Genomic DNA, 19721 nt, shown 5'->3' with positions numbered 1-19721 from the left:
GGCCCCCATGAACAACGCTCTGAACCAGCTCCAGCCCTACCCGTTCGAAAAGCTCCGCGCCCTGCTTGGCACGGTCACGCCGAACCCGGACAAACGCCCGATCGCCCTGTCGATCGGCGAGCCGAAACATCGCTCGCCAAGCTTTGTCGCCGAAGCGCTGGCGAACAATCTGGATCAGATGGCGGTGTATCCGACCACCCTCGGCATCCCGGCCCTGCGCGAAGCCATCGCCGGCTGGTGCGAACGTCGTTTTGGCGTACCGAGCGACTGGATCGATCCGGCGCGCAATGTGCTGCCGGTCAACGGTACCCGCGAAGCGCTGTTCGCTTTCACCCAGACCGTGGTCAACCGTGGCGACGATGCACTGGTGGTCAGCCCGAACCCGTTCTATCAGATCTACGAAGGCGCAGCGTTCCTCGCCGGGGCCAAGCCGCACTACCTGCCTTGCCTGGACGAAAACGGCTTCAACCCGGATTTCGACGCCGTGTCACCGGACATCTGGAAACGCTGCCAGATCCTGTTCCTGTGCTCGCCAGGCAACCCGACCGGCGCGCTGATCCCGGTTGATGTACTGAAAAAACTCATCGCCCTGGCCGACGAATACGACTTTGTGATCGCCGCCGACGAGTGCTACAGCGAACTGTACTTCGACGAACAGACCCCGCCGCCAGGCCTGCTCAGCGCCTGCGTCGAACTGGGCCGCAAGGACTTCAAGCGTTGCGTGGTGTTCCACAGCCTGTCCAAGCGCTCCAACCTGCCGGGCCTGCGCTCCGGTTTCGTCGCCGGTGACGCAGATATCCTCAAAGGTTTCCTGCTGTACCGCACCTACCACGGTTGCGCGATGCCGGTGCAAACCCAAATGGCCAGCGTTGCGGCGTGGAATGACGAAGTGCATGTACGCGCCAACCGTGCGCTGTACCGCGAGAAGTTCGACGCAGTGCTGGCAATTCTCAGCCCGGTGATGGACGTACAGCGTCCGGACGGCAGCTTCTACCTCTGGCCGAACGTGGCCGGTGACGATGCCGCATTCTGCCGCGACCTGTTCGAGCAGGAACATGTGACTGTCGTGCCAGGCTCGTATCTGTCGCGCGAGGTCGACGGCGTGAATCCGGGCGCCGGGCGCGTGCGCATGGCACTGGTTGCGCCTTTGGCTGAATGTGTTGAAGCTGCAGAACGGATCCGCGACTTCATCACCCGCCAACACTGAGTTTTTAATATCCGTGCCAGTCATCTGGCACGGACATACCCCTCAAGTTACATTTAAAACCACTTTACGACTACTCCAGACACTGCCCGAAGCTTAATCTCGCGCAGTGGTTTTTTGCATGCGCGAAATAACCCAAAAAACAAATCAAGGAGCAAGACAAAGCATGGACAACTTTCAATATTGCACGCCGCAAAAACCGGCTAAAGAACTCAAATCCAGCACCCTCAACAACAGCCGAAAAAAACGCTCATTGGTGCACTACGACAAACTTTGGCCAAGCCGACACACTCTGAAAATAGCTTTCATGGATAACCCAACTCCGGAACACAAAGATAAAATCATTGCCGCCGCCGAAAAATGGCTTCCTTATATCAGTTTGAAGTTTGAGTTCGTTGAAGGCGTAGAGGGTGAGATCCGAATCGCCACCGAGGGTGTGGTGAACAGTTCATTTCTGGGTACCGATGCACTGGATATGTTTCCTGACACGCCAACCATGAACCTTGGCATCGACCCCGAACACGAAGACTTCGAGACGGTCGTCATCCACGAGTTTGGCCACGCACTCGGCGCGATGCACGAACACCAGCACCCCAAGGCGCAAATCCCCTGGAATAAAGAAAATGTTTACAACTACTACCAGAACAGACCGATGAATCCACTGTCGCGAGGCGAAGTTGACGACAATATATTTACGCCTTTTGACGATGCCGACGCGCTTTACTTGCCATACGATCGAAAATCCATCATGCACCATCCTGTTCCCAACAATTTGACGCTTGGCAATTGGGCGAATCCGATCAATCGCGAAATCAGTGATAAAGACAAACAGCTCATGCAGTTGATTTACCCACGTTGAATCACATCTTTACCGTGCCAGTTCTGTTGGCACGGTAATCCGTCATAAAATCGTACACATATCCAATTTACCTGCTCAGGCGCAGCAACTAGCATCCTTCATTCAAAGCGACTTTCCGGGAACAACAAGCAACCCGAGAAGTTACATATGACGAACGAAAACATGGATGTTCAGTTATGCACTCAACCCGGCTTCAGCCAAACAAAAAAACCGAAACCACACGCACCTCCCGCAACATCAAATGCACTTCGGAGGTTCAGTAAAATGTGGGCTAAAAACAATCCGGCAAAATTCTGGACTCCCGGCAGCACTCTCCGCATTGCCTTCCTCAACGGTACGCAGGAATTCAAGGACGCGACCATTGCCGCTGCCAGCAACTGGTTGCCGCACATCAACTTGAAATTCGATTTCGTTGAAGGTGAAGTGGGCGACATCCGCATACTCAGTCAGGAAGGAACGTTTTCCTCCCGGATAGGTACGGATGCTCTGCTACATCCCGATGAGCCGACCATGACACTCTGGCCGCATCCGGGTCTGCCACGTTACTTCGCAGCCAATGTCATGCATGAGTTCGGTCACATGCTGGGCGCGGAGCATGAACAGACCAATCCCACGGCAGATATTCCCTGGGACAAGCCAGCCATCTATGCACAATTTGGAATCACCGCCGACCCGGAAGAAGACGACTCCCAGGCCAGCGTGACGCGCAAACGCCTGCACGACTGGTACTTTGACCGCGGCAATCCCGACGAAAGCATTTATTCGGAATACGATCCAAAGTCGATCATGCACTATCGCATCAGCCAGTCCTGGACCATCGGAGACTTCCAGCTCTTCATTAATCTGGATCTCAGCGAAAAGGACAAAATCTTCATGGCAAACGCGTATCCCTGCCCCGCGAGTGAATGAGCGCATCAGGTCCGTGTCGGCTATTTGACCTGCCCCAGATTCGCTTCGCTTAAATCCAGGTCTGCCAAAACCTCGCGCAACACGTCATCACCGATCTGGTGCTGACGACTGAGGCTATACAACTCCAGGCGCTGCGCCCGCAACGCCTTCAAGCGCAAGCGGCGTTCCAGCAGATCCATCTGGAACGCCAGCGCCTGGGCTTCGGCCGAATCATTGAACACGTCGAGCTGATGACGATACTCGGACATGATCCGCGCCTTGAGTTCCGCCGAGAGTGCGGCCTGCGCCGCATCCTGCGGGCCGACCTCTTCGGTTTCCAGCGCATGGATCGCCGCCTCGGCGGTCTTGCGCCAGGCGTCGCGCACTTCTTGACGACGTTTGTCGTCCGGGCTTTTCTCGATGCCGCGCAGCAGCAACGGCAAGGCGATGCAGGCGCAAATCAGCGACAACAGAATCACCCCGGCGGCGATGAAAATCAGCAGATCACGCTCGGGGAACGCCTCGGCCCCCATCAACATCGGCACTGACATCACACCGGCCAGCGTCACCGCCCCGCGCACTCCGCCGACAGTCAGCAACCAGCAGGATCGCGCGGTCGGCACTTGCGTCAGGTCGCCCTTGCCGCGCAACCGTCGCAGCAGCACCGACAGACGCCAGATGCTCTGTACCCAGATAAAGCGCAACAGCACCAGCGCGAGGAAAATCGCCACCACGTCGAGGCCACGGTACAGCAGCGTCGGCCACAACGTCGGCTCGTGGCTGACCACCGCTTTGATGATGTCCGGCAATTGCAGACCCAGCAGCAGAAAGATCAGGCCGTTGAAGGCAAATTCAAGCAGCGACCAGACGCTGCGATTGAGCAGCCGGGTGCTGGTCTGCCGTGGCAACAGATCAAGCCAGCTCTGCATCATCCCCGCCGCGACAGCCGAAAGAATCCCCGATGCACCCAGTCGCTCGGCCAATACATAGGCGGCGAACGGCAGCAGCAACATGAACACCACGTGAGTGGCCGGATCGTCCCAGCCCCGGGCAATCATCCACGCGCGCAAGCGCCCGACCAGCCAGCTCAGCGCGACGCCGACGGCCAAGCCCCCGACCGCCACCAGTACGAACGTCAGGCTAGCATTGGCCAGCGAGAACACCCCGGTCACCGCCGCCACCAAGGCAAACTTGAACGTCACCAGACCCGAGGCATCGTTCATCAACGCCTCGCCTTGCAGGATGTGCATCAGCGGTGTCGGCAAGCGGTTCTGCGAGATCGCCGAGACCGCCACGGCGTCAGTCGGCGAGAGCACGGCGGCCAGCGCGAAGGCCACCGGCAGCGGAATGCTCGGCAACAGCCAGTGAATGAAGTAACCGGCGCCGACCACGGTGAACAGCACCAGGCCAACCGCCAGCGTCAGGATCGGCCCGCGCAGATGCCAGAATTCGCGTTTGGGCATGCGCCAACCGTCGGAAAACAGCAGCGGCGGCAAGAACAGAAACAGGAACAATTCGGGGTCCAGCGCGACGTGCAGGCCCAGTGTCGGCCAGGCCAGCAAGGCACCGGCGGCGATTTGCACGAGGGGCAGCGGCAGCGGGACGACCCGTCCGACCAGCCGCGAAACGCTGACCAGCATCAGCAGGATCAGGACGGTATAAGCGGTTTGCATAAAGCGGAAATCTCAGACAATCGACAGCGTTGAACTGCCATATTAGCTGCTTAGGATGCGTCTGACCGTTGCACCTATGTCGCACGCCCTGTCGCAAATCCCATTGTGGGAGCGGGCTTGCTCGCGAATGCGGTGGGTCATTGAGCAATGATTTCGACTGACACGGCCCTTTCGCGAGCAAGCCCGCTCCCACAGGGTAATCTGCAAGCAGATAAACCTCGGCGCCGCGAAACCGTTTGGTCATGGCATAATCCGACACCATTTTTTTCCAGCACCTGTAAAGGGGGCGATTCCTTGACCGTTTCAAGTAAAACGTTGCACCTTTTCGGCATCAAAGCCTGCGACACCATGAAGAAGGCGCGCACCTGGCTCGATGAACACGCTGTCAGCTACGACTTCCACGATTACAAAACCGCCGGTATCGACCGTGAGCACCTGACCCAATGGTGTGACGAGCACGGCTGGCAAACGGTGTTGAACCGTGCAGGCACGACCTTTCGCAAACTCGACGACGAACGTAAAGCCGATCTCGGCCAGTCGAAAGCCATCGAACTGATGCTCGCTCAACCCTCGATGATCAAGCGCCCGGTGCTCGATCTCGGTGACCGAACCCTGATTGGCTTCAAGCCAGACATCTACGCGGCCGCACTCAAGTAAGCAGCCCGTCACTTATTGCTAGAGGTATTCACATGTCCAACTCTCTGTTCAGCATCGCCTTTGGTGTCGGCACGCAAAACCGTCAAGGCGCCTGGCTGGAAGTGTTCTACGCTCAGCCACTGCTCAACCCGTCGGCCGAACTGGTCGCCGCTGTTGCGCCGATCCTCGGTTACACCGAAGGCAACCAGGCCATCACCTTCACCACTGCACAGGCTGCGCAACTGGCTGAAGCGGTCAAAGGCATCGACGCCGTTCAAGGCAAGCTGCTGACCCGTCTGGCCGAGAGCCACAAGCCACTGGTCGCCACCCTGCTGGCCGAAGACACACAACTGACCTCGACGCCTGAGGCGTACCTCAAGCTGCACCTGCTGTCGCATCGTCTGGTCAAACCACACGGCGTAAGCCTGGCCGGGATCTTCCCGCTGCTGCCGAACGTGGCCTGGACCAGCCAGGGTGCAATCGACCTGAGCGAACTGGCCGAAATGCAACTGGAAGCGCGTCTGCGCGGCGAGCTGCTGGAAGTGTTCTCGGTGGACAAGTTCCCGAAAATGACCGACTACGTGGTTCCGGCCGGCGTGCGTATCGCTGACGCGGCACGTCTGCGTCTGGGCGCTTACGTGGGCGAAGGCACCACCGTGATGCACGAAGGCTTCATCAACTTCAACGCCGGCACCGAAGGCCCAGGCATGATCGAAGGCCGCGTGTCCGCTGGCGTGTTCGTCGGCAAGGGTTCGGACCTGGGCGGCGGCTGCTCGACCATGGGCACCCTGTCGGGCGGCGGCAACATCGTGATCAAGGTGGGTGAAGGCTGCCTGATCGGCGCCAACGCCGGTATCGGTATCCCGTTGGGCGACCGCAACACCGTCGAGTCGGGCCTGTACGTGACCGCCGGCACCAAGGTGGCGCTGCTGGACGAGCACAACAACCTGGTCAAGGTTGTGAAGGCGCGTGAACTGGCCGGTCAGACTGACCTGCTGTTCCGTCGCAATTCGGAAACCGGTGCCGTGGAATGCAAAACCCACAAATCGGCGATCGAGCTGAACGAAGCGCTGCACGCTCACAACTAAGCAGCCACATGATCCCCCCTGTGGGAGCGGGCTTGCTCGCGAAGGCGTAGTGTCATTCAGCAACTTATTGACTGACAGGACGCATTCGCGAGCAAGCCCGCTCCCACAAGGTTCGGCGTACATCCCGCCCCTCTTCACCAGGGCTGAAAACTGTGATGATTCCCTCCCCCTGGCGCGCCGACTTTCCGGCCATCGCCGCCCTGCAACGGCAAGACCAGACCTATCTGGACAACGCCGCCACCACGCAAAAACCCCAGGCCCTGCTCGACGCGCTAACGCACTACTACGCCAACGGCGCGGCCAATGTGCATCGTGCGCAGCATCTGCCCGGCGCCCACGCGACGCAGGCGTTCGAAGACAGTCGGCTCAAGGTTGCCCAGTGGCTGAATGCCGGTGACAGCGGGCAGATCATCTTCACCCATGGCGCCACCAGTGCGCTGAATCTCCTGGCCTACGGCCTGGAACATCTTTTCCACCCGGGCGATGAAATTGTCATCAGCGCCCTGGAGCATCACGCCAACCTGCTGCCGTGGCAGCAACTGGCACAGCGTCGCGAGCTGAAACTGGTGATCCTGCCGCTGGACGCCGACGGGGTGATCGACCTCGGCGCCGCTGTGCGTCTGATCACCCCGCGCACTCGCTTGCTGGCGGTCAGTCAGCTGTCCAACGTGCTCGGTGCCTGGCAACCGCTACCAGCGCTGCTGGCGATGGCCAAGGCGCACAAGGCGCTGACCGTGGTCGATGGCGCCCAGGGTGTGGTGCACGGTCGCCACGATGTGCAGGCGCTGGGTTGCGACTTTTATGTGTTTTCCAGCCACAAGCTGTACGGCCCCGATGGTCTCGGCGTGCTGTTCGGGCGCAACAAGGCGCTTGAGCAACTGCGGCCGTGGCAGTTCGGCGGCGAAATGGTGCTGGAAGCCAATTATCACGATGCACGCTTCCGCCCTGCTCCGCTGGGCTTCGAAGCGGGCACGCCGCCGATTGCCAGCGTGATCGGCCTCGGCGCGACCCTCGATTATCTGGCTGGCCTGGATCAGGACGCGGTGTCGGCCCATGAAGCGGCGCTGCACGCCTACCTGCTGCAAGGCCTGGCCGCGCGCAACGGCATTCGTCTGCTGGGCAAGCCGCAATTGGCGCTGGCGAGTTTCGTCGTCGAGGGTGTGCACAACGCCGATCTGGCGCACTTGCTGACCGAGCAAGGTATCGCCGTGCGCGCCGGGCATCACTGCGCCATGCCGTTGCTGAAAAGCTTTGAGCTGGCCGGTGCTATTCGTGTGTCGCTGGCGCTGTACAACGACTCCGAGGATCTGGAGCGTTTCTTCGAAGCGCTGGATCAGGCCCTGGAGTTGCTGCGATGAGCCTGCCGCTCGCCGCCGCCGAAGCGCTGCAGACCTTTCAGAATGCCGCCGGTTGGGAACAACGGGCGCGGTTGCTGATGCAGTTTGGCGATCGTCTGCCGCCGCTGGATGACGCGGACAAATGTGAAGCCAATCGCGTGCATGGCTGTGAGAGCCAAATGTGGCTGGTGGGTGAGTTGCAGGACGGTCACTGGCAGTTCAGCGCTGCCAGCGATGCGCGGATGATTCGTGGGTTGGTGGCGTTGCTGCTGTTGCGGGTCAACGGCTTGAGCGCTGCCGAGTTGCGGCAGGTGGATTTGCCCGAGTGGTTCAATCAGTTGGGACTTTCGCGGCAGTTGTCGCCTTCGCGCAGTAATGGCTTGAATGCCGTGCTCCAGCGGATGAATGAGTTGGCTAAATAAAGCGGCTGCTTCGCAGCCATCGCGAGCAGGCTCACTCCTACAATTGGAATGCGTCCCCCTGTAGGAGTGAGCCTGCTCGCGAAGAGGCCCTCAGCCCCGGCATCAAACCTGAGGTTTTACTCGGTCAGCCGGTCGCCGCACACCCGCCACAATCTTGTCCACCGCCTTGGTCGCCGCGACCATGCCGAACGTCGCCGTGACCATCATCACCGCGCCAAACCCGCCGGCGCAGTCGAGCTTCACCCCGTCGCCGACAAAACTCTTCTGCAAACAGATGCTGCCGTCCGGTTTCGGATAGCGCAGTTGTTCGGTGGAGAACACGCACGGCACGCTGTAATGGCGGGTCACGGTGCGCGAGAAACCGTAGTCGCGGCGCAGGGTCGAGCGCACTTTCGAAGCCAGCGGGTCGTTGAAGGTACGGTTGAGGTCGCAGACCTGAATCAGCGTCGGATCGATCTGCCCACCCGCACCGCCCGTGGTGATGATCTGGATCTTGCGGCGTTTGCACCAGGCGATCAGTGCAGCCTTGGCGTTGACCGCGTCGATGCAGTCGATCACGCAGTCGATGTTCGGCGTGATGTACTCGGCCATGGTGTCGCGGGTCACGAAGTCCGCCACCGCATGCACCGTACAATCCGGATTGATCCCGCGCAGGCGCTCGGCCATCACTTCGACCTTGGGTTTGCCGACGGTGCTGTCCAGCGCATGCAACTGGCGGTTGGCGTTGCTGACGCAGACGTCGTCGAGGTCGAACAGCGAAATCTCGCCCCACGCCACAGCGGGCCATGGCTTCCGCCGCCCAGGAACCGACGCCACCGACGCCGACAATCGCCACATGGGCCGCACGCAGGCGCTCAAGGCCCTCGATGCCATACAAACGGGCGATGCCTGCAAACCGCGGATCTTCTGTACTCATGACCATTACCCCAAAAACCGGCGCGCATTATAGGGCCGTCGGCGGCCAAGAGCATCTTTGACGCTATGAACGGTGAATGCCGCCGTTTTCACACAACCTTTGTGGCGAGGGAGCTTGCTCCCGCTGGGTCGCGAAGCGGCCCTCAAAAAGCGGCCTGCTTCGCAGGCCCAGCGGGAGCAAGCTCCCTCGCCAGGGGAATTGCTATAACTGAATAACAAAGTTTTCTCTTACAAGCTGTTACTAAAGAACTTAAATCAGGTTGGACTGCCCAATGTCGGGCATTTTCCTGCCCGGTGTACGAGCAGTGAACTGCCGGTGTAGGATTCGCGCCCTTTTGGCGTAAGCCGATCCGTTCCTTCGTTCCACAGCCTTTGGAACCCGAAATAGCTATGTCATCGCGTAAATTTGGTCTCAACCTGGTGGTGGTTCTGGCAATCGCCGCCCTGTTCACCGGTTTCTGGGCGCTGATCAACCGCCCGGTCTCCGCGCCCAACTGGCCGGAACAGATCTCCGGTTTTTCCTATTCGCCATTCCAGCAGGGCCAGTTCCCGCAGAAGGATCAGTATCCGACTGACGACGAAATGCGCCGCGACCTGGAGATCATGAGCAAGCTGACGGACAACATCCGCATCTACTCGGTCGACGGTTCGCTGCAGGACATCCCGAAACTGGCGGAAGAATTCGGTCTGCGCGTGACCCTCGGGATCTGGATCAGCCCCGATCAGGAACGCAACGAGCGCGAGATCCAGCGCGCCATCGAACTGGCCAACACCTCGCGCAGCGTGGTTCGTGTGGTGGTCGGTAACGAGGCGATCTTCCGCAAGGAAATCACTGCCGAGCAACTGAGCGTGCTGCTGGATCGCGTGCGCGCGGCGGTGAAAGTGCCGGTGACCACCTCCGAGCAGTGGCACGTCTGGGAAGAACACCCGGAACTGGCCAAGCACGTCGACCTGATCGCTGCGCACGTGCTGCCGTACTGGGAATTCATTCCGGTCGACAAGGCCGGACAGTTCGTCTTCGACCGCGCCCGTGACCTGAAAAAGCTGTTCCCGAAAAAGCCGCTGCTGCTGTCCGAAGTCGGCTGGCCGAGCAACGGGCGCATGCGCGGTGGCGCCGACGCGTCGCCGGCGGATCAGGCTATCTATCTGCGTACGCTGGTCAACAAACTCAACCGCCAAGGCTTCAACTACTTCGTGATCGAAGCGTTCGACCAGCCGTGGAAGGCCAGTGACGAAGGTTCAGTGGGCGCCTACTGGGGCGTGTTCAATGCCGCCCGCCAACAGAAATTCAACTTCGAAGGCCCGGTGGTCGCCATCCCGCAATGGCGCGTGCTGGCCATCGGTTCGGTGGTGCTGGCGCTGCTGTCGCTGACCCTGCTGATGATCGACGGCTCGGCCCTGCGCCAGCGTGGCCGCACCTTCCTGACCTTTATCGCGTTCCTTTGCGGTTCGGTGCTGGTGTGGATCGGTTACGACTACAGCCAGCAATACAGCACGTGGTTCAGCCTGACGGTGGGTTTCCTCCTGGCACTGGGTGCGCTCGGGGTGTTCATCGTGTTGCTGACCGAAGCGCATGAACTGGCCGAAGCGGTCTGGACCCACAAGCGCCGGCGTGAATTCCTGCCGGTGGTGGGCGATTCGGACTACAGACCAAAAGTCTCGATCCACGTCCCTTGCTACAACGAGCCGCCGGAGATGGTCAAACAGACCCTCGATGCCCTGGCCGCCCTCGATTACCCGGACTACGAAGTCCTGATCATCGACAACAACACCAAAGACCCGGCCGTGTGGGAGCCGGTGCGCGACTACTGCGCCACCCTCGGCCCGCGCTTCAAGTTCTTCCACGTTGCGCCATTGGCCGGGTTCAAGGGCGGTGCGCTGAACTACCTGATTCCGCACACCGCCAAGGACGCCGAAGTGATCGCGGTGATCGACTCCGACTACTGCGTGCATCCGAACTGGCTCAAGCACATGGTGCCGCACTTCGCCGATCCGAAAATCGCCGTGGTGCAGTCGCCGCAGGACTATCGCGACCAGAACGAAAGCACCTTCAAGAAGCTCTGCTACGCCGAATACAAAGGCTTCTTCCACATCGGCATGGTCACCCGCAACGACCGCGACGCGATCATCCAGCACGGCACCATGACCATGACCCGCCGTTCGGTTCTGGAAGAGCTGGGCTGGGCCGACTGGTGCATCTGTGAAGACGCCGAGCTGGGTCTGCGCGTGTTCGAGAAAGGCCTGTCGGCGGCGTATTACCACGACAGTTACGGCAAGGGTCTGATGCCGGACACCTTCATCGACTTCAAGAAACAGCGTTTCCGCTGGGCTTACGGCGCGATCCAGATCATCAAGCGCCACACCCGCAGCCTGCTGCGCGGCAAGGACACCGAGCTGACCCGTGGCCAGCGTTACCACTTCCTCGCGGGCTGGTTGCCTTGGGTCGCGGACGGCATGAACATCTTCTTCACCGTCGGCGCCCTGCTGTGGTCGGCGGCGATGATCATCGTGCCGCAACGGGTCGATCCGCCGCTGCTGATTTTCGCAATCCCGCCATTGGCGCTGTTCGTGTTCAAGGTCGGCAAGATCATCTTCCTCTACCGTCGCGCCGTGGGCGTGAACCTCAAAGATGCGTTCTGCGCCGCACTGGCTGGCCTGGCGTTGTCGCACACCATCGCCAAAGCGGTGCTGTACGGCTTCTTCACCAGCAGCATTCCGTTCTTCCGCACGCCGAAAAACGCCGACAACCATGGTTTCTGGGTGGCGATTTCCGAAGCGCGGGAAGAGCTGTTCATCATGCTGCTGTTGTGGGGCGCGGCGCTGGGGATCTACCTGGTGCAGGGCATTCCGAGCAACGACATGCGCTTCTGGGTGGCGATGCTGCTGGTGCAGTCGCTGCCGTACCTGGCCGCGCTGATCATGGCGTTCCTCTCGTCGCTGCCAAAACCTGCGACAGCGCCTGAACCGGCGCCTGTCGTCTAATTCCTCTTTGATCCACTAAACGGCGGCCAATGGTCGCCGTTTTGCTTTAAGATAACCGCCATTTTGCAGGGCTTGGCGGGATACACGGTCTGACTGACCGGACACCATCCCCTGTAGGAGTGAGCCTGCTCGCGATTGCGTTGTAACAATCAATGTTTAAGTTGACTGACACACTGCAATCGCGAGAAGGCTCACTCCTACAGTCAGTCCGCGCCCACATTCATGACTCCGGAGTTTTCCATGACGGCCCACGCCGACCTTTCGCCGACCCTCCAACTCGCCATCGACCTGATCCGCCGTCCGTCCGTGACGCCGGTCGACGCCGATTGCCAGAAGCAGATGATGCAGCGCCTGGGCGATGCCGGTTTCACCCTCGAGCCGATGCGCATCGAGGACGTGGACAACTTCTGGGCCACCCACGGCAACGACGACGGCCCGGTGCTGTGCTTCGCCGGCCACACCGACGTGGTGCCGACCGGTCCGGTGACCGCCTGGCAGATCGACCCGTTCAACGCGGTGATCGATGAACACGGCATGCTCTGCGGTCGCGGCGCGGCGGACATGAAAGGCAGCCTGGCGTCGATGACCGTGGCCGCCGAGCGCTTTGTCGCCGACTTCCCGGACCACAAGGGCAAGGTCGCGTTCCTGATCACCAGCGACGAAGAAGGCCCGGCGCACCACGGCACCAAGGCTGTGGTGGAACGTCTGGTGGCGCGCAAGGAGCGTCTGGACTGGTGCATCGTCGGCGAACCGTCGAGCACCACACTGGTCGGTGACGTGGTGAAAAACGGTCGTCGCGGCTCGCTGGGCGCCAAGCTCACCGTGCGCGGTGTGCAGGGTCACGTGGCCTACCCGCATCTGGCGAAGAACCCGATCCACCTCGCCGCCCCGGCCTTGGCCGAACTGGCCGCCGAGCACTGGGATCATGGCAACGATTTCTTCCCGCCGACCAGTTTCCAGATTTCCAACCTCAACTCGGGCACCGGCGCGACCAACGTGATCCCGGGTGATCTGGTGGCGGTGTTCAACTTCCGCTTCTCCACCGAATCCACCGTCGAAGGCCTGCAGAAACGCGTGGCCGACATCCTCGACAAACACAATCTGGATTGGCACATCGACTGGGCGCTGTCCGGCCTGCCGTTCCTCACCGAGCCGGGCGCGCTGCTCGACGCGGTGTCGTCGAGCATCAAGGACATCACCGGCCGCGAGACCAAGGCGTCGACCAGCGGCGGCACTTCCGATGGCCGCTTCATCGCGACCATGGGCACGCAGGTTGTTGAACTGGGCCCGGTCAACGCGACCATCCACCAGGTCAACGAGCGTGTGCTGGCGGCCGATCTCGACGTGCTGACCGAGATCTACTACCAGACCCTGATCAAGTTGCTCGCCTGATGCTCGTGTGCCCGATCTGCAGTGAACCGCTGAACAGCGTCGACAACGGCGTGGTCTGCCCCGCCGGCCACCGCTTCGACCGTGCGCGTCAGGGCTACCTGAACCTGTTGCCGGTACAGCACAAGAACAGCCGTGACCCTGGCGACAATCAGGCGATGGTCGAGGCGCGCCGCGACTTCTTGAACGCCGGGCATTACGCGCCGGTGGCCAAGCGTCTGGCCGAGCTGGCGGCGAGTTATGCGCCGGCACGCTGGGTCGATATCGGTTGCGGCGAGGGTTACTACACCGCACAGATCGCCGATGCCCTGCCGGACGCCGATGGCTACGCACTGGACATCTCCCGCGAGGCGGTGAAACGCGCCTGCAAGCGTAATCCGGCAATCACCTGGTTGATCGCCAGCATGGCCCGCGTGCCATTGGCGTCGGGCAGTTGCCAGTTTCTCGCCAGCGTTTTCAGCCCTCTGGACTGGGCAGAAGCCAAGCGCCTGCTCAGCGTCGGCGGCGGCCTGATGAAGGTCGGCCCGACCAGCGGCCACCTGATGGAACTGCGCGAACGTCTGTACGACGAAGTGCGCGAATACACCGACGACAAGCATCTGGCCCTGGTGCCGGAAGGCATGGCGCTGGCGCACAGCGAAACTCTGGAATTCAAACTGACGCTGGACAAGCCCGAGGATCGCGCCAACCTGCTGGCGATGACGCCCCACGGCTGGCGCGCCAGTGCCGAACGCCGCGCCGCCGTGATCGAACAGGCCGAGTCGTTCGTGACCACCGTGTCGATGCGCTACGATTATTTCGTTCTTCAATAACTTTTGGTCTCGGGCAAGTGCCTGGGGCCGGCTAAATCCGCGAATGGATTTTTCAGACCCGCAGTGAGGACATCCATGCGCCAACCGGATATCGAGATTTACCTGAAAGACGCCGACGTCGACCACAAGGCGATTTCCGCCTGGCTCGGTGAGGCTCTGGGCCCGTGCAGCGACTGGGTACAGAAAGGCCAGACCTACAAGTGCAAGGCCGGCAACATCCCGGTGACCTGGTTGCCGAAAGCCGTGGGCAAGTGGAACAGCCTGTACCTGGAAAGCGATGCGACCCCATGGGACGACGACATCGCCTGCGCCCGTGCAGCCTTTGCCGCGCTGAACGTCGAAGTGCGTTGCGCACCGGGCACGTGGGTCGAGGAAGAGGGTGAGGAAACGGCTGATCGCTGGATTCGCATCAGCGCCGACGGTGAAGAAGAAATCACCTGGAAAACCGCGTAACAACAGTCAACGCAGATCCAAATGTGGGAGCGGGCTTGCTCCGGGCGGCGTTCCGACGAATGCGGTGTATCAGCTACAGATGTGCTGAATGACACGACGTATTCGCGAGCAAGCCCGCTCCCACATTTGGTTTTGGGGTGTTTTGGAGGGTTGTGTTACAGACCTACCACATCCTCAGCCTGCAAACCCTTCTCGCCAGTAATCACCGCATACTCAACCTGCTGACCTTCAGTCAGCGAGCGATGCCCTTCACCGCGAATCGCGCGGTAGTGCACGAACACGTCCACCCCGTCGTCGCGCTGAATGAAGCCGTAGCCCTTGGCGTCGTTGAACCACTTCACATTGCCGGTTTCACGTGTTGCCATCTGTTCATACTCCTTTTTTATTATTGAACAGGCTTTTCGCAGGAAAGCCTTTGCGGAACGTCAGCCTGCGCCCGACGTCCATAAAGGGCCCCGGCGACAGATTGCCGAGTATATGACAGGCGCAAAAAGTCTCAACAGGAGATTACTTCGCCGCTTTTTTGCCGATTTTCGACTAATACGGCAAACTGTCGACCGCCCGAGCAAACGCTCGGTTTTATCCACTCACGCAGAAGCCGTATGACCCGTTCCCCGTTCCGCCGTCTTGTGTTTGGCACCTTGCGCCGACTGTTGTACCTCTGGGTTCGCTCGGAGACGATCAACCAGTCGTCGTTCACCCTCAACCTCGACCGCAGTCGTCCGGTGTTCTACGTCCTGCAAAATCCCTCGCTCACCGATCTGGCAGTAGTCGACACCGAGTGCACCAAGGCCGGCCTGCCGCGTCCGGTGCTGCCGGTGTCGGTCGGGCCGTTGATCGAACCGGCGGCGTTTTTCTATCTGACGCCGGACCCGGACTGGCTCGGCCGTCAGGACAAGCGCGGCGCACCGCCGACCCTGACCCGTCTGGTCAGCGCCCTGACCCAGAACGCCGCCGAAGATGCGCAAATCATTCCGGTCAGCGTGTTCTGGGGCCAGTCGCCGGACAGCGAAAACAGCCCGTGGAAGCTGCTGTTCGCCGACAGTTGGGCGGTCACCGGGCGCCTGCGTCGGCTGCTGAGCATCATCGTCCTCGGGCGCAAGACCCGCGTGCAGTTCTCCGCGCCGATCCACCTGCGCGAACTGATCGAGCACAACAAGGGCCACGAACGCACCGTGCGCATGGCCCAGCGCATCCTGCGCGTGCACTTCCGCAATATGAAAGCCGCGGTGATCGGCCCGGACATTTCCCACCGGCGCAATCTGGTCAAGGGCCTGCTCAACCAGCCGCTGGTCAAGCAAGCGATCCTCGACGAAGCCGAACGCGAGAACATCTCCCCGGAAAAAGCCAAGGCCCAGGCCCTGCGCTACGGCAACGAGATCGCCTCGGACTACACCTACACCGCGATCCGTTTCCTCGAAGTGGTGCTGAGCTGGTTCTGGAACAAGATCTACGACGGGATCAAGGTCAACCACATCGAAGGCGTGCAGAAGGTCGCCCAGGGTCACGAAGTGATCTACGTGCCGTGCCACCGCAGCCACATCGACTACCTGCTGCTTTCGTATCTGCTGTTTCGCAACGGCCTGACCCCGCCGCACATCGCCGCCGGAATCAACCTGAACATGCCGGTGATCGGCAGCCTGCTGCGCCGTGGCGGCGCGTTCTTCATGCGCCGCACGTTCAAGGGCAATCCGCTGTACACCTCGGTGTTCAACGAATACCTGCACACCCTGTTCACCAAAGGTTTCCCGGTCGAGTACTTCGTCGAGGGCGGCCGCTCGCGCACCGGGCGCATGCTGCAACCGAAAACCGGCATGCTCGCGATCACGATGCGCAGCTTCCTGCGTTCGTCGCGGATGCCGATCGTTTTCGTGCCGGTGTACATCGGTTACGAGCGCGTGCTGGAAGGTCGTACCTACCTCGGCGAACTGCGTGGCGCGAGCAAGAAGAAAGAGTCGATCTTCGACATCTTCAAAGTCATCGGCGCGCTCAAGCAGCGCTTCGGTCAGGTCGCTGTGAACTTCGGCGAGCCGATCAAACTCGCGGAATTCCTCGACAGCGAACAGCCAGACTGGCGCCAGCAGGAACTCGGCCCGCAGTACAAACCGGCGTGGCTCAACGAGACCACCAACCGCCTTGGCGAGAAAGTCGCGCAGCACTTGAACGAAGCAGCGGCGATCAACCCGGTCAATCTGGTGGCGCTGGCGCTGCTCTCGACCACCCGCCTGGCACTGGACGATCGGGCCATGGCGCGGGTGCTGGATCTGTATCTGGCGCTGCTGCGCAAAGTCCCTTACTCGCCGCACACGACCCTGCCGGAAGGCGATGGTCGCGCGCTGATCGAGCATGTGAAGGACATGGATCTGCTGTCCGAGCAGAACGATGCGCTGGGCAAGATTCTCTATCTGGACGAGCAGAACGCCGTCCTGATGACCTACTACCGCAACAACGTGCTGCACATCTTCGCCTTGCCGGCGCTGCTGGCGAGCTTCTTCCAGAGCACCTCGCGCATGAGCCGCGAGCAGATCCTGCGCTACACCCGCGCGCTGTATCCGTACTTGCAATCGGAGCTGTTCATTCGCTGGAGCCTGGAGGAACTGGACGCCGTGGTCGATCAATGGCTGGAAGCCTTCGTCGAGCAAGGCCTGCTGCGTTTCGAGAAGGACGTGTACATGCGTCCGGCGCCAAGTTCGCGGCACTTTGTGCTGCTGACCCTGCTGTCGAAAAGCATCGCGCAGACCTTGCAGCGCTTCTACATGACCGTGTCCCTGCTGCTCAACAGCGGCCAGAACAGCATCAGCGCCGAAGAGCTGGAGGATCTGTGCACGGTCATGGCCCAGCGCCTGTCGATCCTCCACGGTCTGAATGCCCCGGAGTTCTTCGACAAGAGCCTGTTCCGCCACTTCATCCAGACCCTGCTCGACCTCGACGTGCTGCGCCGCGACGAAGCGGGTAAGCTGAGCTACCACGAACTGCTCGGAGAACTGGCCGAAGGCGCGGCCAAACGCGTGTTGCCGGCGGAGATTCGCCTGTCGATTCGTCAAGTGGCCTTGCATCGCAGTGAAGATGCCGCCGAAACAGCGGATACACCACAAGTCTGAAACTTGCTGACAACTAACGGGCGCGCACTTCAATGGCCCCGTTAGTTGATTCATGGATTAATAGGCGCAACCCACCAATCACGATACGGATATCGAGATGAGCCTGTTAACCGAAGAAACTTGCGCAGTAATCCTGGACTTCCGCCTACCGCCCGAATTCCATGCGCCTGCCGATGGTGTCAATGAAACCATTGTCAGCGTCAAAGTTTTCAATTCCCAATCGCCTATTAACATCAAGGACTGGCACCGTGCTGCGATCTTCGACGCCGGCTGGAAATTTGACTTCCCTCATCACTACGGCGATGTAGGCGTCAGGTACCAAGTCAATGTGCAGATCCTTCATGACCAAATACCGTTGTTGATCGAGCAGGACTACTTCGTCACTGTCAACAACACTCCCCATCGCCAAACCCTGCACCTGAGCCCGATCGGGTTTCTATATGTCGAGGCTCAAGAAGCCGAGATTGTTGCGCCAGAAGAAGCGGTCACCATCAGTCTGCATGAAGCAGAGTCTCCCGAAGTTGAGCTGGTGCATGTCAAACAGGACGAACAGTCAGTCTCCGGGTTTTATCTGAAATATGATCCTGACAGCGTTATACCCGGTAAACGCTATGCACTGACGGGTATTGAAAACCGCTACCATCAACGTCTTGTGATCTCGCCTGAACAAGTCGAACTGGCTCCCGCGATGCCCAACACAAGCGCGCTGTCGTTTCAGAAATTAATGCAGTGGCTGGAAAAACCCTTACGTTTGTTCACTGACGCTGGCACCAAAATCCGCTAGATTTCCTTCGGCGCCGGGATTCTTCCGGCGCAACCGTCTCAGAGGTCCCGATGAAAAAACTCACCCTTCTCGCCGCAGCTACCCTGTTGAGCGCCTGCCAGTCGACCACCCCCGCCGGCAAAGTCGGCCTCGACGGCGAAGTGTTCTACCTGCAACGCATCGCCCTGCCACCAAGCGCGACCCTGAGCGTGAGCCTGCAGGACGTGTCGCTGGCCGACGCACCGGCGGTGGTCATCGACGAACAGAAAGGCCCGGTCAAAGGCCAGGTGCCGCTGCCGTTCCACTTGAGTTACGATCCGGCCCAGGTCAAACCCGGCCACCGCTACTCGGTCAGCGCGCGCATCGAAGTCAACGGCGAGCTGATGTTCATCACCACCGAGAACCACGCCGTGCAACTGGACGGCAACGATCCGCAGCCGCTGAAAATCCGCGTCGACGCCATTCGCTAATTGTCTTTCAAGGAAGCTGCCATGCTCCGCCCTACCCTTCGCTTCGCCGGCCTGTGCGCGGGCTTGATGATCTCTGCCAGCGCCCTGGCACTGTCGCTCAGCGACCTCTCGCAACAAGACGCCACCGGCGGCCTCAAGGACGCCCTGACCCAAGGCGCGCAAATCGCCGTCAAACAACTCGGCACCCCGGGCGGCTTCAGCAACAACCCGGAAGTGAAAATCGAACTGCCGGGCAAACTCGGCAAAGTCGCCGGCAAGATGAAAGCCTTCGGCATGGGCGCCCAGGTCGACGAACTCGAAACCGCGATGAACAAGGCCGCAGAAAGCGCCGTGACCCAGGCCCAACCGATCCTCGTCGACGCCGTGAAAAAAATGACCGTGGCCGACGCCAAAGGCATCCTCAGCGGCGGCACCGACTCGGCCACCCAATACCTGGACAAAACCAGCCGCGAACAGATCCGCGCCAAGTTCCTGCCCATCGTCAAACAAGCCACCGACAAAGTCGGCGTCGCACAAAAGTACAACGCCTTCGCCGGCCAGGCCGCGACCCTCGGCGTGGTGGATGCGAAGAGCGCCAACGTCGAAAACTACGTCACCGAACAAGCGCTCAATGGCCTGTTCGAAATGATCGGCAAACAGGAAGAAACCATTCGCAAGAATCCGGCTGCTGCAGCGACGGGTCTGGCGAAGAAAGTGTTCGGCACCTTGTAATTTTTGCCGCTGTACGCA

The 19721-nt window shown here is 60.4% G+C and carries 17 protein-coding genes and 1 pseudogene; 15 read left to right on the top strand and 3 right to left on the bottom strand.

Features of this window, described 5'->3' with window-relative positions; genetic code table 11:
* Positions 1–7: 7 nt before the first annotated feature.
* From dapC to ACOYXI_RS24975, 3 genes are all read left to right on the top strand, one after another.
* Positions 8–1207, top strand: a complete 1200-nt coding sequence (gene dapC, locus ACOYXI_RS24985) for a succinyldiaminopimelate transaminase (protein ID WP_461675426.1) — start codon at positions 8–10, stop codon at positions 1205–1207.
* A 163-nt stretch (positions 1208–1370) separates the two neighbouring features.
* A complete protein-coding gene (locus ACOYXI_RS24980; protein WP_461675425.1) occupies positions 1371–2063 on the top strand; it encodes a M12 family metallopeptidase in 693 nt (230 codons plus the stop codon).
* 147 nt (positions 2064–2210) lie between these two features.
* Positions 2211–2972 carry a zinc metalloprotease gene (locus tag ACOYXI_RS24975; RefSeq protein ID WP_227698862.1) on the top strand — a complete coding sequence of 254 codons (762 nt, stop codon included), beginning with the start codon at positions 2211–2213 and terminating at the stop codon, positions 2970–2972.
* A 20-nt stretch (positions 2973–2992) separates the two neighbouring features.
* On the opposite strand, the gene ACOYXI_RS24970 is transcribed toward ACOYXI_RS24975, so the two are convergent.
* Positions 2993–4624, bottom strand: coding sequence for a Na+/H+ antiporter (locus tag ACOYXI_RS24970; protein WP_253149104.1), 1632 nt, complete (start codon positions 4622–4624; stop codon positions 2993–2995).
* A gap of 294 nt (positions 4625–4918) precedes the next feature.
* Between ACOYXI_RS24970 and ACOYXI_RS24965 the strand changes: the two genes are divergently transcribed.
* From ACOYXI_RS24965 to ACOYXI_RS24950, 4 genes are all read left to right on the top strand, one after another.
* Positions 4919–5281, top strand: coding sequence for an ArsC family reductase (locus ACOYXI_RS24965; protein WP_461675424.1), 363 nt, complete (start codon positions 4919–4921; stop codon positions 5279–5281).
* Between the two features lie 32 nt (positions 5282–5313).
* Positions 5314–6348, top strand: a complete 1035-nt coding sequence (dapD, locus tag ACOYXI_RS24960) for a 2,3,4,5-tetrahydropyridine-2,6-dicarboxylate N-succinyltransferase (RefSeq protein ID WP_139055356.1) — start codon at positions 5314–5316, stop codon at positions 6346–6348.
* Between the two features lie 152 nt (positions 6349–6500).
* Positions 6501–7706 carry an aminotransferase class V-fold PLP-dependent enzyme gene (locus ACOYXI_RS24955; RefSeq protein WP_461675423.1) on the top strand — a complete coding sequence of 402 codons (1206 nt, stop codon included), beginning with the start codon at positions 6501–6503 and terminating at the stop codon, positions 7704–7706.
* A complete protein-coding gene (locus tag ACOYXI_RS24950) occupies positions 7703–8107 on the top strand; it encodes a SufE family protein (RefSeq protein WP_098967452.1) in 405 nt (134 codons plus the stop codon). The genes ACOYXI_RS24955 and ACOYXI_RS24950 overlap by 4 nt, the downstream gene beginning before the upstream one ends.
* 102 nt (positions 8108–8209) lie before the next feature.
* Here ACOYXI_RS24950 and tcdA read toward each other — a convergent pair.
* Positions 8210–9029: pseudogene (gene tcdA, locus ACOYXI_RS24945) on the bottom strand (tRNA cyclic N6-threonylcarbamoyladenosine(37) synthase TcdA).
* Positions 9030–9412: 383 nt separating this feature from the next.
* Here tcdA and ACOYXI_RS24940 point away from each other — a divergent pair.
* The 4 genes from ACOYXI_RS24940 to ACOYXI_RS24925 all read left to right on the top strand — a co-directional run bounded on the left by ACOYXI_RS24940 (position 9413) and on the right by ACOYXI_RS24925 (position 14658).
* Positions 9413–12004, top strand: a complete 2592-nt coding sequence (locus ACOYXI_RS24940; RefSeq protein WP_096795823.1) for a glycosyltransferase — start codon at positions 9413–9415, stop codon at positions 12002–12004.
* Positions 12005–12244: 240 nt separating this feature from the next.
* On the top strand, positions 12245–13396 hold the full coding sequence (gene dapE / locus ACOYXI_RS24935; RefSeq protein ID WP_461675422.1) for a succinyl-diaminopimelate desuccinylase: 1152 nt from the start codon (positions 12245–12247) through the stop codon (positions 13394–13396).
* Entirely contained in the window at positions 13396–14205 is an 810-nt protein-coding gene (locus tag ACOYXI_RS24930) for a putative RNA methyltransferase (protein WP_461675421.1), read from the top strand. Before dapE ends, ACOYXI_RS24930 begins: the two co-directional genes overlap by 1 nt.
* 75 nt (positions 14206–14280) lie before the next feature.
* Positions 14281–14658, top strand: coding sequence for a hypothetical protein (locus ACOYXI_RS24925; RefSeq protein WP_007964251.1), 378 nt, complete (start codon positions 14281–14283; stop codon positions 14656–14658).
* A gap of 155 nt (positions 14659–14813) precedes the next feature.
* Here ACOYXI_RS24925 and ACOYXI_RS24920 read toward each other — a convergent pair whose 3' ends face one another.
* Positions 14814–15023, bottom strand: coding sequence for a cold-shock protein (locus tag ACOYXI_RS24920; protein ID WP_016771489.1), 210 nt, complete (start codon positions 15021–15023; stop codon positions 14814–14816).
* A gap of 237 nt (positions 15024–15260) precedes the next feature.
* On the opposite strand from ACOYXI_RS24920, the gene plsB reads away from it, so the two are divergent.
* The 4 genes from plsB to ACOYXI_RS24900 all read left to right on the top strand — a co-directional run bounded on the left by plsB (position 15261) and on the right by ACOYXI_RS24900 (position 19703).
* Positions 15261–17759 carry a glycerol-3-phosphate 1-O-acyltransferase PlsB gene (gene plsB / locus ACOYXI_RS24915; protein ID WP_461675420.1) on the top strand — a complete coding sequence of 833 codons (2499 nt, stop codon included), beginning with the start codon at positions 15261–15263 and terminating at the stop codon, positions 17757–17759.
* Positions 17760–17856: 97 nt separating this feature from the next.
* Complete coding sequence (locus tag ACOYXI_RS24910; protein WP_134785534.1) at positions 17857–18543, top strand: hypothetical protein; 687 nt, start codon at positions 17857–17859, stop codon at positions 18541–18543.
* Between the two features lie 50 nt (positions 18544–18593).
* Entirely contained in the window at positions 18594–18992 is a 399-nt protein-coding gene (locus tag ACOYXI_RS24905; RefSeq protein ID WP_098967439.1) for a YbaY family lipoprotein, read from the top strand.
* Between the two features lie 21 nt (positions 18993–19013).
* Positions 19014–19703 (top strand): DUF4197 domain-containing protein, encoded by a 690-nt coding sequence (locus ACOYXI_RS24900; RefSeq protein WP_086792179.1) that lies wholly within the window; start codon positions 19014–19016, stop codon positions 19701–19703.
* Positions 19704–19721 lie beyond the last annotated feature (18 nt).

The sequence above is a fragment of the Pseudomonas sp. G3-19 genome (assembly GCF_054855875.1).
This window is presented reverse-complemented; position numbering and strand designations above follow the sequence as displayed.

Coding starts and splice junctions, on each gene's coding strand:
- ACOYXI_RS24900 (WP_086792179.1), top strand. CDS start 19,014: ATGCTCCGCCCTACCCTTCGCTTCGCCGGCCTGTGCGCGGGCTTGATG.
- ACOYXI_RS24920 (WP_016771489.1), bottom strand. CDS start 15,023: ATGGCAACACGTGAAACCGGCAATGTGAAGTGGTTCAACGACGCCAAG.
- dapC (WP_461675426.1), top strand. CDS start 8: ATGAACAACGCTCTGAACCAGCTCCAGCCCTACCCGTTCGAAAAGCTC.
- ACOYXI_RS24950 (WP_098967452.1), top strand. CDS start 7,703: ATGAGCCTGCCGCTCGCCGCCGCCGAAGCGCTGCAGACCTTTCAGAAT.
- ACOYXI_RS24925 (WP_007964251.1), top strand. CDS start 14,281: ATGCGCCAACCGGATATCGAGATTTACCTGAAAGACGCCGACGTCGAC.
- ACOYXI_RS24930 (WP_461675421.1), top strand. CDS start 13,396: ATGCTCGTGTGCCCGATCTGCAGTGAACCGCTGAACAGCGTCGACAAC.
- ACOYXI_RS24910 (WP_134785534.1), top strand. CDS start 17,857: ATGAGCCTGTTAACCGAAGAAACTTGCGCAGTAATCCTGGACTTCCGC.
- ACOYXI_RS24970 (WP_253149104.1), bottom strand. CDS start 4,624: ATGCAAACCGCTTATACCGTCCTGATCCTGCTGATGCTGGTCAGCGTT.
- dapE (WP_461675422.1), top strand. CDS start 12,245: ATGACGGCCCACGCCGACCTTTCGCCGACCCTCCAACTCGCCATCGAC.
- ACOYXI_RS24980 (WP_461675425.1), top strand. CDS start 1,371: ATGGACAACTTTCAATATTGCACGCCGCAAAAACCGGCTAAAGAACTC.
- plsB (WP_461675420.1), top strand. CDS start 15,261: ATGACCCGTTCCCCGTTCCGCCGTCTTGTGTTTGGCACCTTGCGCCGA.
- ACOYXI_RS24940 (WP_096795823.1), top strand. CDS start 9,413: ATGTCATCGCGTAAATTTGGTCTCAACCTGGTGGTGGTTCTGGCAATC.
- dapD (WP_139055356.1), top strand. CDS start 5,314: ATGTCCAACTCTCTGTTCAGCATCGCCTTTGGTGTCGGCACGCAAAAC.
- ACOYXI_RS24975 (WP_227698862.1), top strand. CDS start 2,211: ATGACGAACGAAAACATGGATGTTCAGTTATGCACTCAACCCGGCTTC.
- ACOYXI_RS24905 (WP_098967439.1), top strand. CDS start 18,594: ATGAAAAAACTCACCCTTCTCGCCGCAGCTACCCTGTTGAGCGCCTGC.